Raw genomic sequence first — 14587 nt, forward strand, 5'->3', positions numbered from 1 at the left:
GCGCCGTCACGCGGCGGCGCGGGCGGCCGTCATGGCGGTGACGCGCTCGGCGGTGAGGATGCCGAGGAGGTAGCCGTCGTCGTCGATGACGGGCCAGACCGCAAGTCGCTTGATCCGCATCGCCAGGGCGGCACTGTCCAGGGCCATGGTGGGCCAGGCGAACGGGCCGCGCTGGTGCATGGTGTCGCGGACCGGGATGTGCTCCGTGTACCAGGAGCGGGCGAGGAACGGGCGGAGCCCGATCCGGGTCACCAGGCCCGCGCAGAGCCCGTTGTGGTCGCGGACGACCAGGTAGGCGACGTTCGCGCTGTGGAGGATGTCGTTCGCCTGGTCCACGGTGCTGTCGTCGGTGATCTGGTACTCGTACGGCTCCATGGCGTCGGCGACCGTGAGGGCGGGGCCGGCCGGCCGTGCGGGAGGGGTGCTTCTGATGGTCACGGTCATGGTGTCGCCCGAGCCCGCCTCCGGGCGGCCCGTCTGCGGCTGCCCGGTGCTGTCGTACACCCAGAACGAGGCCGGATCGGTGACCGGGATACGAGTTGCCCTGGATAGGTCCAGGCTACTCCCGGCGGGGCCTTCCCGGGGGTCCGGCCGGAGTAGCCTGGGAGGCAACCGAGGACATGTGGAATACCGGTACTCGCACCGGTGTCGCCCTGGGTCATGATGCGGTCCTTCCCGAAGGGCCTGACGGGCGGCTCGTGATGATGCCGATTCCTCTTCCCATCTCCGCCGCGGGGCCGTGGTCGACCCCTGGGGTCCCGCTGCTTCCGCGTCTCGTGCTGGAGCCGACGATGTCGCGCGCGGGCGTGTTCGACGGGGCGTGGTGGCCCCGGTCCAACGACATCCAGGCCGAGCTGCCGGATCTGATCACCGCGCTCGGCGTCCACCTGGGCCGGATCGTCCGGGTCGGCCTGGACTCCGCGGCCTGGAGCGACATTCCCCGGTCGGTCGTGGTGGATGGGCTCGTCGTGCGGATCGGCTGGTTCGCCGCCAGCGACGAGACCATCAGCCTCACCCGGGGCTTCCAGGACCACTTCCTCCTGCTGGTGGTTCCGCCCGGCACCGACCCGGGGATCGCGGCGTTCGCGATGGCGGGCGCCGCTGCGGCCGGCAACCACACGCCGGCGGCCGAGCTGCTCGCCTGAACCGGGGGTCGTGAAGGAGGCCGTGAAGGAGGCCGTGACCTGGACGGGCCGCGAAGGAGGCCGCGAGTCGCGAAGGAGGCCGCGTGGATGTGCGGGGCCGGCTACTGCGCCGCGTCCTCCGGGTACCAGCGGAGCTCGACGGTGTTGCCGTCCGGGTCCTGGACGTAGACGGAGGTCGCGTTGCCGCGTGCGCCGTAGCGGGAGACGGGGCCTTCGAGGACGGTGAAGACGCCGGAGTCGATGACCTCCTGCCAGTCCAGCGGGTCCACCGTCAGACAGAGATGGTCGACGTTGGACTCGCCGCGCTCGCGGTGGCTCAGGTCGATGATGGTCTCCGGGGTGATCCGCACCGAGGGGAACGAGACGCTCCCGGCCCGCCACTCGTCGACCCGGACGGGCTCCAGGCCGAGCAGGCCGACGTAGAACTCCAGCGAGCGCTCGACGTCCTGGACGTTGAGGACGAGGTGGTCGAAGGCCTTGATGCGGACGGCGGCCATGGTGGGCTCCCGGGGGTGGGCGGTGGTCCTGGTGACGTGTTCCATGATCCGCTGTTCGGGGGGCGTCATCAACGCACGTCTGCACTAGGATCGTTGAGTCGGACTCAACGATCGGATGTCGGGGTATGTGGGAGCGGCACGAGATCGAGGCTTTCCTGACGCTCGCCGAGGAGCTGCACTTCGGGCGGACCGCCGAGCGACTGGGCGTGACCACCGGGCGGATCAGCCAGGTCATCGGGAAGTTGGAGCGCCGGACGGGCGCCCGGCTCTTCGAGCGGACCAGCCGTACCGTCCGGCCGACCGCGATCGGGCAGCGCCTGGCGGACGACCTGGCGCCGCTGGTCGTGGGGTTCGAGGAGGCGGTGCGGCGGGCGGTGGACGCCGGGCGCGGGGTGACCGGGGAGCTGCGGGTCGCGTTCCTCGGGGAGTGGACCGCGCCGGTGCTGCTCGGGGCCGTCCGGCTGTTCGGCGAGCGCCACCCCGGCTGCCGGGTCGACGTGCGCGAGGTGCAGCTCTTCAACTCCCGTCCGAGCCTGCTGGACGGCTCCGTCGACCTGCTCATCGCCGCCTACCCCTTCGACGGCGACGGCCTGGTCTGCGGGCCGGTGCTGCTCTCGGAGCGGCGGGTGCTGGCGGTGGCCGCCGGGCATCCGCTGGCGCGGGAGGCCCGGGTGTCGGCCGAAGTCCTCGGCGACCATCCGGTGGTGCAGTACCCGGCGGCCACCTCGGCCGGGTTCAAGCGGGACCGGACGGCCGACCGGACCCCGTCCGGCCGGCCGGTGCCGAAGGGGCCGGTGGGCAACACCTTCTCGGAGATGCTCACCCTCGTCGCACTGGGCCAGGGTGTGCTGCCCGTCGGCGAGCACTCCCGGCGGTACTACCCCCGCCCCGACATCGCCTACGTGCCGGTCCACGACGCGCCGCCGATCGAACGGGGGCTGGTCTGGAGGGAGAGCAACACCACCGAGCGGGTCCGCGCATTCGTCCGCGCCGCGACGGATGCCGCCGCTGCGGATGCCACCGCCAGGGATGCCACCGCGACGGATGCCACCGCGACGGATGCCGCCGCTACGGAGGCCGCCGCGACGGACGAGTGATCGATCCGGCGGCCCGTCCGCCGGCTGCGGCCCGGCGACCGACGGCCCGGCCCTGCTGCGGGCGCCCGCCCCGGCCCGCCCCGCCCGCCCCGGTGCGGCCGGGGCGGGTCCTCGGCCTCAGACGTCGTCGGGGCTGGTGAAGGCCGGCGGCGTGTAGCCGGGGCCGGTGAAGTCCGGGGTGGTGAAGGTGGCGGTGCGCGGCTCCCGGCCCTCCTGGTCGGTGAGCCCCTCGGCGCCGGGGCTGCTGAAACCCGGTCCGGTGTAGCCGGGGCTGCTGAAGTCGGGGCTGCTGAAATCGGGCCGGGAGGGGTCGGGCCGGGGTGCGTCGGGCCGGGCCGCCTCCCCCGCCTGCGCCGGTATGACGGCGGCCGTCGGCGGTGCCGGGTCGGCGCGCAGGGCGGTGTGCAGGTACGGCAGCAGCGCCCGGTCGCGCAGTGCGCGCTGCCACTCGCGCCGGGCCTCGGCCAGCTCGGCGGCGAGGTCAGGGTCGGCCCCGGCCGGGGCGGGCACGGTGGAGCCGTCCCGCAGGGCGGTGAGGATCAGCCCGACGATGCCGACCGCCATCGCGGCGACCCCGGCGGCCAGGGCGAGCCAGCCGGCAGTCAGTACCGAGCGGGCTAGTGCCATCTCGGGGTCGGCGGCACGCAGCCCGTACCCGAGGAGCAGCAGGACCAGTGCGGCGGTCCAGGCGAGGATCGGGGTGAGGACGGTGAGCACCGGGAAGAGCCCGGCGCCGCCGTTGGCGGAGCGCAGCTGGGTGAGCAGCCCGGGGGCGGTGGGTTCACCGTCCTGGGCGGGCGGAGGTGTGCTGCGCAGGCTCTCCCGCAGCCGGAGGTAGTGCTGGTACTCGGTGGCCGCCGCTGCCGCGACGCCGTCGGCGGCGCGCAGGGTCTGGATGCGCAGCTGGTCGCCGGTGAGGGCGCCGGGCGTGCGCAGGGCGGTCAGGATGGTGCCGTCGCGCAGTGCTTCGTCGAGGAGGCGCTCGAAGTCCGGGCGGTCCTCGGCGAGCAGGTGCGGGGCGTTGTTCATGGGGACCCCGTTCATGCGAACCCATCCCCCGGCCTCCGGCCGGGGGGACCCCCGTGCCCAGGCCCGCGGGCGGGCAGGGACGGGCACGGAGACGGCCGCCACACGGGCGGCCGGGTGTGGTGTGCCTCGATGGTAGGGGCGGGTGCGGTCGCGCTGACAGTAACTTTCCGGAATTTCGCGCCCCGGGCCGCGCGTGCGGGCCGGCCCGGGCGCCGGGAACGGGTGTTCGGTGGGCCGCCCGGGCGGACTTCCGGCCCAGCGGCCCGGTAGGACTGTCTGACCGTCAGATCGGCAGTCGCGCGACCAGCAGGCGTCCCTCCATGGTGACGCCGCCGTCCATCGCCACGGCGAGGTCGTCCGCGTAGATGTACGGCCCGGGGATGTGCAGCGGCGCGCCGTCGTCGGCGTGCACCGCGCCGGTGAGGTACGGGATCGGGCTGTGCCCGTGCACGATGCGCGAGCCGCCGTAGGTGTCGAGTAGCTCGTGGACGGCCTGCGGCCCGGCGTCGCCGCGGAAGGCGAAGCGCTTGGTGAACCGGCGGAAGCAGTCCCACCACTCGTCCACGCCCTCGTCGGCGAGCAGGTCGTGGACGGCGTCGTTGACCTCGGCGATGGACTCGCCGTACTCCAGGTACGCGGTGGTGTCGGAGTGCAGCAGCAGGTGGCCGTCCTCCAGCGCCATGGCGGGGAGCCGGGAGAGCCAGCTGACGTGGTGCGCCTCCAGCCGGTCCAGGTCGTGCTGCTGGCCGCCGTTGAGCCGCCAGGCGGCGAGGAAGGAGGCGGTGCCGGCGGTGGACTGGACGGGCTCGTCGCCGTACCGGGAGGCGCCGAGGAAGAGCAGTTCGTGATTGCCCATCAGGGCCCGGCAGTAGCCACCGGCGGCGGCGGCCTCGGCGGCGAGCTGCATGACCAGGTCGATGACGCCGATGCCGTCCGGGCCGCGGTCGGTGAAGTCGCCGAGGAACCAGATCCGGGAGCGGCCGGCCGACCAGTGGCCGTCGGCGTCGATCAGGCCCTGGTGGCGCAGCTCGGCGAGCAGTTCGTCGAGGTAGCCGTGCACGTCGCCGACGACGTAGAGCGGGCCGGGCGGCTCGTTCGGGGCGGGCGCGGGGTAGGGGTGGTACGGCAGTCCGGGCTCGGCGAACGGGGGGCCGAGCTCGATGGTCGGCGGGTCGTCGCTCTGGTGCGCGGGCGAGGGCCGGTCGGGGAGCGTCGGCTCGTACCCGGCGTGCGCGGCCTGCGGGCCGTGGTGGTCCTGCGGGTGGTGGTCCTGGCGGCCGTGGTTCTGCGGGCCGTGGTGGTCCGGCAGGCCGTGGTCCTGCGGGTGGTGGTGCTCCGGCCGGCCGTGGCCGTCCCGCTGCGGATCGTGGCCGTTCTCCGGGTGTCCGGCGCCCGGCCAGTGCTGTTCGAGGTAGCGGGCGCCGCCGTAGCCGCTGTACGTCTCCGACTCGTACGCCGCCTCGGCGTACCCGGCCGGCTCCGGTTCGTAGTAGGTGCCGTAGGGCAGCACGTCGAGGTCCGGCTGGTGGCGGGGGCCTGAGTCCGGGTGTTCAGGCCCGGGGAAGCGGTCCTCGGGTGTCATTCGCCCATCATAGGAAGACCACTCTCCCGGCGTCGTCACCTGGTGGGTATCCAATCCTCCGGAGCGTCAGCCGGGTGGTCCGTCAGGTCCGTTTTGTCCCGGCTAGGTATGGTCTAGACCGCCTCTGGGCTCGTCGCACGGGTGCGGGCGGCGAGCCCAGGGCGGTCCTACACCTCGCCCGGCGGGCGCGGCGGGCTGACCGTGGTGCGCGGGCTCCGGCGCTGGGAGGACGCGCGGACGATCAGCTCGGTGGGCATCAGGGTGCCGGGCGGCGGGCCGTTGCCGGCGGTGCGGAACCGGGGCGGGAAGAGTCGGGCGATGTCGACGCCCGTCCCGGAGTCCACTCCCTCGATGGCGTCGATGAGCAGGTTGACGACGGTGGTGCCGATCCGCCGGGGCTTGAGCGAGAGCGTGGTGATCGGCGGCTCGGTGGCCGCGTAGACGTCGCTCTCGCTGCAGCAGACGAGCAGCAGGTCGTCCGGCACCCGCAGGCCGTACCGGCGGGCGGCGGCGAGCAGGTCGGTTCCGTTGGGGTCGAAGAGGCCGTAGACGGCGTCGGGCCGGTCGGGGCGGGCGAGCAGCCGGTCGGCGGCGACGGCGCCGGCGGCCGGGTCGTGCGCGGGGTAGGCCTCGTAGACCGGCTCCTGGCCGACCTTGGCGCACCAGGCGAGGTAGGCCTCGGTGGAGAGCCGGGTGTAGGTGTCGGTGCTGGTGCCGGTGAGCAGGCCGATCCGGCGGGCGCCGGCCTCGGAGAGGTGGTCGAGGATGCCGAGCACGGCGGCCTCGTGGTCGTTGTCGACCCAGGCGGTGACCGGGCAGTTGCCGGGCTTGCCGTCGCTGACCACCGGGACGCCGGACCGGTAGAGCTCGCTGACCAGCGGGTCCTGGTCGGGCGGGTCGATCACCACGGTGCCGTCGAGGGCGATGTTGCCCCAGACGTCGTGCCGGGAGGAGGCGGGCAGCACCACCAGCGCGTAGCCCCGGCCGAGCGCGGCACTGGTCGCGGCGCGGGCCATCTCGGCGAAGTAGGCGAACTCGGTGAAGGTGAAGGGTTCCTCGCCGTACGTGGTGACGGTCAGTCCGATCAGGCCCGAGCGCCCGGTGCGCAGGGTGCGGGCGGCGGCCGAGGGGCGGTAGCCGAGGCGTTCGGCGACCTCGCGCACCCGGCTTCTGGTCTCGTCGGGCAGGCGGCCCTTACCGTTCAACGCGTCGGAGACGGTGGTGATCGACACTCCTGCGGCTGCTGCCACATCCCGGATGCCGGCCCGCTCCAGACGCCGTGAGGTGGTGGGTCGCCGACCGCTCTGGTTGGCTGCTGCTGTCATGGCGGACCGATCGTATGGCTCCTGACAAGGGTCTGTGACCGGCGCATCGGGGGCCCTTGGAGATACGTTTCTCCAAGAGTGAGCCTCTGCGCGCCCCTTCGATACCCGCACGAAACCAGCCGTCTTACCTCTGACATGTGCCAATGGAACCCGCCAGAATGGCTGATCTGCGCCCATAACCCGACCGGGCATCTCACTCCTACGGGTGAGCGCGGTCGGTATCGTTCAGGGCACCCGACCGGGGTGGTCCGGGTGCGTTGCGAGTTCCCGGGCCGGGCGGCGATCCCGTCCGAGACGGGCGTGGACGCGCCGGAAGCAGCTCGAAGCGGTGAGAACGCCGCGAGCTCGACCGAGCTCGACCGAGTGGAAGAGAAGGAGCAGGACCGTGAGTGGAACGGCACCGCAGGGGCCCCGGCTGAGGCCGACCCTGGACGGCATCCCCACCTACAAGCCCGGCAAGCCGGCCGGCGCCGACGCCTACAAGCTGTCCTCCAACGAGAACCCGTACGAGCCGCTGCCCGGCGTGCTCGACGCGGCGGTCAAGGCGGCCGGCTCGTTCAACCGGTACCCGGACATGGCGGGCACCGAGCTGACCGCCGAGCTGGCGGCGCACTTCGGCGTCCCGGCCGAGCACATCGCCACCGGCACCGGCTCGGTCGGCGTCGCCCAGTCCCTGATCCTCTCCACCGCCGGCCCGGGCGACGAGGTCATCTTCGCCTGGCGCTCCTTCGAGGCCTACCCGATCATCACCCAGGTCGCTGGCGCGACCCCCGTCCCGGTCCCGCTCACCGAGGGCGGGGACCACGACCTGGACGCGATGCTGGCCGCCGTCACCGAGCGGACCCGGCTGATCTTCGTCTGCAACCCGAACAACCCCACCGGCAACGTGATCCACCGCGCCGAGCTGGAGCGCTTCCTGGACGCCGTGCCCGCCGACATCCTGGTGGTCGTCGACGAGGCGTACATCGAGTTCATCCGTGACCCCGAGGTCCCCAACGGCATCGAGCTCTACCGCGACCGCCCCAACGTCTGCGTGCTGCGGACGTTCTCCAAGGCGTACGGCCTGGCGGGCCTGCGGGTCGGCTTCGCGATCGCGCACGAGCCGGTGGCCACCGCGCTGCGCAAGACCGCGGTGCCGTTCGGCGTCACCCAGCTCGCCCAGGACGCCGCCGTCGCCTCGCTGCGGGCCGAGGAGGCCCTGATGGTCCGGGTCGAGGCGCTGGTCGAGGAGCGCACCCGGGTCGTCGCCGGGCTGCGCGCCCAGGGCTGGGAGATCCCGGACTCGCAGGCCAACTTCGTCTGGCTGGCGCTCGGCGAGCGCTCGCAGGAGTTCGCGGCCGCCTGCGCCGCGGCCGGCGTGATCGTCCGCCCGTTCCCGGAGGGCGTCCGGATCTCGATCGGCGAGGTCGAGGGCAACTCGATCTTCCTCGCGGTGGCCGAGGCCTTCCGCAAGGAGCTGTAGGACGCGCGAGGGGCTCTGCCACGCACCACGACGGAGTGGGAAGTCGGTCGGTCCGACTTCCCACTCCGTCGTTCTGCCGCCGGCCTCACCCGCGCCGCAGGAAGAGCGCCGAGGCGGCGGCGGCCAGCAGCACCAGGGCGGCGTTCACGGCGATCGCCCAGCCGACGCCGGTGAGCACGGTGGTGCCCGCGGCGGCCGCGGTCGCGACCGCGCTCATCACCGGGGTGCCCAGGGTGATGCCGACCTGCTGGGTCATCGTGGCGACGCCGGTGGCCAGCCCCTGCTCCTCGTCCGGCAGGCCCGAGGTGGCCGTCACCATGAAGCCGACGATCGCCAGCATGTTGCCCACCCCGCCGACGAAGGTCGCCGCCAGCAGCAGGCCCAGCCAGGCCCGGTCCGCGCCGAGCAGGACCAGCGAGGCGGTCGCCACCGCCTGGACGAGGAAGCCCGCGATCAGCGCGCCCCGGCTGCCGAGCCGGCCGATCAGCCGCGGTGCCGCCACCCCGCCGACCACGGTGCCCGCGCCCAGCACGCCGAAGGCCAGGCCGGTGGCCAGCGGGGAGAAGCCGAGCACCCGCTGCAGGTAGAGGGTCAGCAGGAAGACCAGCGAGGTCTCGGTGGCGAAGGCCAGCAGCCCGGCCGCGTTGCCCCAGACCACCGTGCGCCGCCGCAGCACCCGGACCGGCACCAGCGGGGCCGCGGCGGACCGCTCGACGAACCAGAACGCCGTCAGCAGCACCGCGGCCAGAGCGAGCGCCCCGAGTGCCAGCGGGTCGCCCCAGCCGTGCTCGCCGGCCGTCGTCAGCCCGTAGATCAGGGCGAGCAGGCCGCCGGTGACGGTGACCGCGCCCGGAAGGTCCATCCGGCTCCGCCCCTGCAAGGGGGTCCCCCCGGCCGAGGGCCGGGGGAGGCTCTCCGCGATCACCCGGGGGGCGACCAGCAGCACGGCCAGGGCGACCGGCACGTTGACGAAGAAGGCCCAGCGCCAGCTGAGCAGGTCGGTGAGCAGCCCGCCGAGCACCGCGCCCGAGGTGAAGCCGGCCGACATCAGTGCGCCGTTCAGGCCCAGCGCCCGGGCGCGCAGCGGCCCCTCGGGGAAGGCCGTGGTGAGCAGCGCCAGCCCGGCCGGGGTGACGGCGGCGGTGGCCAGGCCCTGGGCGACCCGGGCGGCCAGCAGCATTCCGGGGCTGGTGGCCAGGCCGCCGACCAGGGACGAGACGCCGAGCACGGCCAGGCCGAGCAGGAAGACCCGGCGCCGTCCGACGAGGTCGGCCACCCGCCCGAAGAGCAGGGTGAAGCCGGCGGCGGCGAGGGCGAACGAGGTGGCGATCCACTGCAGGCTGCCGAGCCCGAAGCCGAGGCCCTGGCCGATCACCGGCAGGGCGACGTTCAGGATCGAGAAGTCCACGGCCAGCATGAACTGGGCTGCCAGCAGCACGACCAGGACGAGCCGCTGCCGGCCGGTCATGCCGGTGGTGGTCCTGGGGGCTGATGGTGTTCCGGATGTTCCGGATGTTCCGGGGGCTTCGGGTGTTCCGGGTGCTTCGGGTGCTTCGGACAGGGTGGCGGTCATCGGTCAGCTGCCTTTCGACTCGACGAGGTCTCGGGGTGCGGCATCAGCCTGTGCGGCGGCGCCCGGGGTACCCAGACCCCCGCGAAGGGTGGCACTGACAGTGACAGGCTCCGTGGCGCCCGGCGGTGTTGACTGGAGTCCATGACCGCAGCCACCGCACCCGAGACACCGACCGAGCTGGGCGAGTTCCTGCGCACCCGCCGCGCCCGGCTGCAACCCGAGGACGTCGGCCTGACCACGTACGGGACGAGGCGACGGGTGCCCGGCCTGCGGCGCGAGGAGCTGGCCCAGCTGGCGGGCGTCAGCATCACCTACTACACGCGGCTGGAGCAGGGGCAGAGCCGCAACGTCTCCGACGAGGTGCTGGATGCCATCGCCCGGGCCCTGCGGCTCGACGCCGACGAGCACGCCCACCTGCGCAACCTGGCCCGCCCGGGCCGTTCGGCGAAGGGGCGGGCGGCCGCCGAGCGGTTCGAGCGGGCGAGGCCGGCCGTCCGGCAGCTGATCGCGGCGATGGTCGACGTCCCGGCGGTGGTGGTCGGCCGCCGCAACGAGGTGCTGGCCTGGAACCCGCTCGGCCACGCCCTGCTGGCCGGGCACGTCGACCTTGCGGCCCCCGAGCGGCCGGCGGACCGGCCGAACCTGAGCCGGCTGCTCTTCCTCGATCCGCGCACCCGGGAGTTGTACCCGCACTGGGAGACCGAGGCGCGGGCCCAGGTGGCGTTCCTGCGGCTGGCCGCAGGGCGTTACCAGGATGATCGTCAACTGGCCGAGGTCATCGGAGAGTTGTCGATGAAGAGCGCGGAGTTCGCGGCGCTCTGGTCACGCCACCCGGTGCACGACTGCCTGTTCGGGACGAAGGAGTTCCGGCACCCAGTGGTGGGGGAGCTGGAGTTGGACTTCGAGGCGCTGCCCCTGCCGGAGGCGTCCGGCCACCGGATGCTGCTCTTCAGCGCGGCGCCCGGTTCGTCGTCGGAGGCCGGGCTGCGACTGCTGGCGGCCAGCGCCGCTGCGGCGCCGACCGCCGCCCTGGGCCTCCCGAACTCCGCGCCTACCGCTTGACGATCCGGTCGAGGACGGCGGCGACGCGTTCCTTGACCGCCGCCGCGTGGTGGAGGGCCTCCGGCGCCGCGTCGGTGCCCGGCGGCCGGACGCCCCGGTCCGCGAGGACGTAGAGCAGGCGCAGCGTGCGCAGGCAGTTGGTGACGTGCGCGGGGACCGGGGTGATGATGCGGTCGGAGCCGAAGCGGGCGGCGATCGGGTCCAGCCACGTGGTCGCGTCGTGCTCGCTCAGGTCGGTCCGGGTGAGGACACGGGCGATCGCCCTCGCCAGCCGGTCGTCCTCCAGCTGGTCGAGCACGTGATCGGTGGGCGCCGTCAGCCGGGCGGCGGCGAGGTGCAGCATCCGTACCGGATCCACGTCGGGGTGTCGGCCCAACCGGTCCAGCAGGTCCGCGCCGTGCGCGACGGCATGGAGCCAGCCGAGCTTCTCGTCATGGCCGCGCAGGTCCTGCTCCGCCGGGTACCAACGCTCGAACGCGTCCACCCAGGCCGAGTTGAAGTCCCCCTTCTCCACCAGCATGTCGAGCACGAGGGGGGCGAAGGTGCGGGCCTGGATCTCCCGGTCCTGGAAGCGGGCGGCCATCTCGTCCCCCAGCGCCAGCCGGCGGGGTGCGTCGATCACCCCGCGCTCGATCCAGGTCGAGAGGACGGCGTAGGGCGCTCCGTCCCGGACCGACGGATCGGGATCCGCCAAGGCGGCGGAGAGTTCGCGGACCAGCTCCTCCAGGGAGCGGTCGGCGGGTACGGCACAGTCGTCGGCTTCGATCCTGCTCCAGTCGGTCACGGCAGGCAGGATAGGGCCGCACTGCCGTACGGCACCGGGAATTCTTTCCGTGCGGCGAGGCCCTCGCCCAGGAGCGGACGAGGGCCTTCGAGTGCGTGCTCAGCTGGGTTTGCGGTGGCGGCCGCCGGGGGCGTGGCCGGAGTTCCGCTCCCGTGTCTTCCGCTGCATCTCCTGGAGGATGGCCAGGGTCTCGGGGTGAACCGTGGCCTCTTCCTCGTCGTCGTCCTCGTCATACGCGTTCTGCTGCGGATTCCGCCGTGCCTGCGCGAGCAGCTCGTCGTAGCGGGGGTCCCCGGGCACGATCTTGTGCCACCCGTCGTAAAAGTACCCCTCCGGGGCCCTTCCGCCGTACTTCTGCCAGATGGTGACGCCGTCGGCGTCGAGCGTCGGATGCGCGGTGACCTCGTAGCTCTCGGAATGCTCGCTCAAAGTACTCCTCCAGGATCTGCGCCACTTTGCGGTCGCCGGACTTGATGGGTGTCAGGTCTTCTTCCGGAGCGCTTTGCGAATTCTCGGGTCCGCAGATCTCGGCCCCGCGTCGGAGTGTCAGCCGGTCGGAGCCAGTCGTCCAGCTTGCCCTTGCTCATGCTCGCGTCCGCGTCGATGTTGATCATCCCCGTCCCGTCGAGGGCGAAGCCGCCGCCGTTTTCGAAGAGGGAGACGAGCGGTTCGAAGGGGTTCGGGAGCTGGAACGGGACTCCGCCGGCCTCTTCGAGAGCGGCGAAATGCAGCGCCCATTCACAGCTCCGCTGAACGGCCGACTGCTGCTGGACGCAGCTCCGTGAGATGCGCTCGACCACATCGGAATCCGCGCGTACGGACGGATCGATCAGGGCGGCCACGTCGAAGAACGGCCATGCGTCCGAACCGAGCTGTTGCGCCCAGAGCGCCGAGCGCCGCAGGAACTCCCGCATCAGCGAGATGCGCAGGCGAGTGTCCCAATCCTCGGGGGACCATTCGACGTCGAGCAGTCGACCGGCCAGGCCTGCGGGTGTCCTGAGGCCGTTCAGCGGGCTGTGTCGACGGCATCGAGGGCGTCGAGGGTGGTGTGGTCGAGCGTGACGGCGGGGGCGGAGGAGAGGTAGTGGGACAGTCGGCGCAGGGGGATGGCGATGCCGTCCAGCTCGATCATTTCCTCGACGTAGAAGCCGCCTCCCCGCTCGAACATGAGCAGCAGCGGTTCGTAGGGGTCGGGCAGATCGGGAAGGTCGGCGGTCGTCTCGCGGCAGAAGGCGGGCCAGTGCACAGCGCCGCGGCAGGTCTCCTCAAGCGTGCGCCTGCCAATGGTGTTGTCGACGAACTCGTCGAGTTCGGCCATGACGTCGGGAGCGGCGCGGACGGTCGGGTCGATGTATTGGCCGATGTCGAAGAATGGCCAAAGCTTCTCGGCGCCGAAGGCGTTCGCCCAGCAGGCGGACCGGCGCAGGTACTCGCTCATCAGATGCGCCCGGGACCGGGCGTGGCTGTACGCGAGGTCCCAGTCACCCCAAGGGGCGGCCTGCAGACGGTCCAGCACGACGCGCGACGGATCCTCTGTCACTTGAGCTTCACTCCGTTCTTGCGCAGCTCCTGCTTGATCTCGGAAACCACGCTATCAATGTTCGAAAGATCGCCAGCAAGGGTGGAAGGTGGCTCCAATCCGAGCTTCGGCCAGTGTCTGAAGTGGCCCTCGTCGGAGTGTGGAGCCAGGTCGTGGGCGCCGGCGTTGTCCAAATCCCTCGGGAACTGCTTCCAACCCGTCTCGTCCCAGACATCCGGATGTTTCGACACGTAGGGCAGACCGGCCTTCATCAACTCGCTTTCGATGTACTCGTGGGCCAGCAGTGCCTTGAACTGCTCGAGCTTTTTGGGCTTAATCGTGCCCGCCTGGGCGTCCAGCCAGTTCTGGGCGATGTCGTCGCGGGGGGTGAAGAGCCCCTTCTTCGTGGTGAGTGGGCCGGTTGCGACCTCGTGCTGCGATCGGAAGAGATGGGCCTTGATCTGGCGGAGCACGGTCTCGTCGACGCCCGTGGTCTTGGCGATCTTCGGCAGGTCGACCTTGTTGTCGGTCGCGCGGATCTGCTCGTACGCCTTGCCGGCGAACTCCGAGGGCTCGGCGACCCATCCCGCGCCGGCCCAGCCCTCGGTGTCGGTGTGCGGCGTCTTCGCGCGACCGGGCGCCGCCGCGCCGCCGACGGCGCCGAGGACGAGGTCGAGGGGCATGACGGGGCCGGTCTGGAACACCTCGCCGGCGCCGGCGGTGAGGGCGGCGCCGGTGACCATGCGGCCGGGGATGGTGTCGGCGGCGGCGGCGAGTTTGCCGGCGGCGGCGAGGGCGACGGAGGCGCTGTCGGCGCTCTCGGCGGCGGTGGCGACTACGCGGCCGCCGGCGCCGAGGCCGCTGCCGGCGCCGCCCATGACGCCGCCGGTCTCGGCGGCGGAGAGGGCTTCGGTGAGGCTGTAGCCGCCGTCGCCGAAGGAGACGCGGATGGGCTGGGCGACGGCGAGGTCGACGGTGACGGCTTCGACGGCGCCGAAGACGACGCCGGTCAGGACGGTTCCGGCGATCGCGGCGATGGTTTCGGAGACGGCGACGCCGAGGGCCTCGGCGGCGGCGATGACGCCTGCGGTGGCGACGCCTGCGGCGGCTTCGGAGAGTCCGGCGGTGAAGAAGGCGAGGGCGGTGCCGGCGACCAGGGAGGCGCCGACGATGGCGGCCTCCTCCTCCAACTTCTTGACGGCCTTGTCGACCTCGTCGGCGAACTTCCGCAGCGCTTCGGCGAGGTTGCGGCAGGCCTTGGCGCTGTCGGGGAGCCAGCCCTTGCCGCCCTCGTAGTAGCGGTGCCAGAAGGTGGCGAAGGCGTCCATTGCGGGGCCGTGGTTGTTCTCGATGAGGGCGGCCGCGGCCTGGCTGGTGGGGCGGTGACGTTGTCGATCGCGGTGGCCATCGCGTCCCATGCGGCGGCGGCCTTGCGGAGCTTGCCGGGGTCCGCGTCGGGCCACCACATGCCGGTGGTCTTGCGGACGATCTTCGCGGCTGCGGATTCACCCA

Annotated in this window: 15 protein-coding genes; 4 read left to right on the top strand and 11 right to left on the bottom strand. The window is 72.5% G+C overall.

The window, feature by feature from the left end:
• Nucleotides 1–6: 6 nt before the first annotated feature.
• Complete coding sequence (locus ACZ3YO_RS13815; protein WP_465568957.1) at nucleotides 7–438, bottom strand: CBS domain-containing protein; 432 nt, start codon at nucleotides 436–438, stop codon at nucleotides 7–9.
• A 266-nt stretch (nucleotides 439–704) separates the two neighbouring features.
• Here ACZ3YO_RS13815 and ACZ3YO_RS13820 point away from each other — a divergent pair, with 266 nt between their 5' ends.
• On the top strand, nucleotides 705–1145 hold the full coding sequence (locus ACZ3YO_RS13820; protein ID WP_465569299.1) for a DUF5994 family protein: 441 nt from the start codon (nucleotides 705–707) through the stop codon (nucleotides 1143–1145).
• 101 nt (nucleotides 1146–1246) lie between these two features.
• Here ACZ3YO_RS13820 and ACZ3YO_RS13825 read toward each other — a convergent pair whose 3' ends face one another.
• Nucleotides 1247–1642, bottom strand: a complete 396-nt coding sequence (locus ACZ3YO_RS13825) for a VOC family protein (protein WP_465569301.1) — start codon at nucleotides 1640–1642, stop codon at nucleotides 1247–1249.
• Nucleotides 1643–1767: 125 nt separating this feature from the next.
• On the opposite strand from ACZ3YO_RS13825, the gene ACZ3YO_RS13830 reads away from it, so the two are divergent.
• Complete coding sequence (locus ACZ3YO_RS13830; protein ID WP_465568959.1) at nucleotides 1768–2739, top strand: LysR family transcriptional regulator; 972 nt, start codon at nucleotides 1768–1770, stop codon at nucleotides 2737–2739.
• Nucleotides 2740–2856: 117 nt separating this feature from the next.
• On the opposite strand, the gene ACZ3YO_RS13835 is transcribed toward ACZ3YO_RS13830, so the two are convergent.
• The 3 genes from ACZ3YO_RS13835 to ACZ3YO_RS13845 all read right to left on the bottom strand — a co-directional run bounded on the left by ACZ3YO_RS13835 (nucleotide 2857) and on the right by ACZ3YO_RS13845 (nucleotide 6675).
• Complete coding sequence (locus ACZ3YO_RS13835; protein WP_465568961.1) at nucleotides 2857–3783, bottom strand: hypothetical protein; 927 nt, start codon at nucleotides 3781–3783, stop codon at nucleotides 2857–2859.
• A gap of 268 nt (nucleotides 3784–4051) precedes the next feature.
• Complete coding sequence (locus ACZ3YO_RS13840; protein WP_465568963.1) at nucleotides 4052–5350, bottom strand: metallophosphoesterase family protein; 1299 nt, start codon at nucleotides 5348–5350, stop codon at nucleotides 4052–4054.
• Nucleotides 5351–5517: 167 nt separating this feature from the next.
• A complete protein-coding gene (locus tag ACZ3YO_RS13845; protein WP_396322911.1) occupies nucleotides 5518–6675 on the bottom strand; it encodes a LacI family DNA-binding transcriptional regulator in 1158 nt (385 codons plus the stop codon).
• Nucleotides 6676–7060: 385 nt separating this feature from the next.
• On the opposite strand from ACZ3YO_RS13845, the gene hisC reads away from it, so the two are divergent.
• Complete coding sequence (hisC, locus tag ACZ3YO_RS13850) at nucleotides 7061–8137, top strand: histidinol-phosphate transaminase (protein WP_465568965.1); 1077 nt, start codon at nucleotides 7061–7063, stop codon at nucleotides 8135–8137.
• A gap of 85 nt (nucleotides 8138–8222) precedes the next feature.
• On the opposite strand, the gene ACZ3YO_RS13855 is transcribed toward hisC, so the two are convergent.
• A complete protein-coding gene (locus ACZ3YO_RS13855) occupies nucleotides 8223–9605 on the bottom strand; it encodes an MFS transporter (RefSeq protein WP_465568966.1) in 1383 nt (460 codons plus the stop codon).
• A gap of 246 nt (nucleotides 9606–9851) precedes the next feature.
• On the opposite strand from ACZ3YO_RS13855, the gene ACZ3YO_RS13860 reads away from it, so the two are divergent.
• Nucleotides 9852–10772, top strand: a complete 921-nt coding sequence (locus ACZ3YO_RS13860) for a helix-turn-helix domain-containing protein (RefSeq protein WP_465568968.1) — start codon at nucleotides 9852–9854, stop codon at nucleotides 10770–10772.
• On the opposite strand, the gene ACZ3YO_RS13865 is transcribed toward ACZ3YO_RS13860, so the two are convergent.
• The 5 genes from ACZ3YO_RS13865 to ACZ3YO_RS13885 form a co-directional block, all read right to left on the bottom strand.
• The gene (locus ACZ3YO_RS13865; RefSeq protein WP_465568970.1) at nucleotides 10762–11556 is read right to left on the bottom strand and encodes a DUF2785 domain-containing protein; all 795 of its coding nucleotides are present in this window, start codon (nucleotides 11554–11556) and stop codon (nucleotides 10762–10764) included. The genes ACZ3YO_RS13860 and ACZ3YO_RS13865 overlap by 11 nt on opposite strands.
• 99 nt (nucleotides 11557–11655) lie before the next feature.
• Complete coding sequence (locus ACZ3YO_RS13870) at nucleotides 11656–11985, bottom strand: hypothetical protein (RefSeq protein ID WP_465568972.1); 330 nt, start codon at nucleotides 11983–11985, stop codon at nucleotides 11656–11658.
• Nucleotides 11982–12470, bottom strand: a complete 489-nt coding sequence (locus ACZ3YO_RS13875; RefSeq protein ID WP_465568973.1) for a hypothetical protein — start codon at nucleotides 12468–12470, stop codon at nucleotides 11982–11984. Before ACZ3YO_RS13875 ends, ACZ3YO_RS13870 begins: the two co-directional genes overlap by 4 nt.
• 92 nt (nucleotides 12471–12562) lie before the next feature.
• A complete protein-coding gene (locus ACZ3YO_RS13880) occupies nucleotides 12563–13096 on the bottom strand; it encodes a hypothetical protein (RefSeq protein WP_465568976.1) in 534 nt (177 codons plus the stop codon).
• A complete protein-coding gene (locus ACZ3YO_RS13885; protein WP_465568979.1) occupies nucleotides 13093–14493 on the bottom strand; it encodes a hypothetical protein in 1401 nt (466 codons plus the stop codon). The genes ACZ3YO_RS13880 and ACZ3YO_RS13885 overlap by 4 nt, the downstream gene beginning before the upstream one ends.
• Nucleotides 14494–14587: the final 94 nt, after the last annotated feature.

The organism is Kitasatospora sp. NPDC022785, assembly GCF_055561295.1.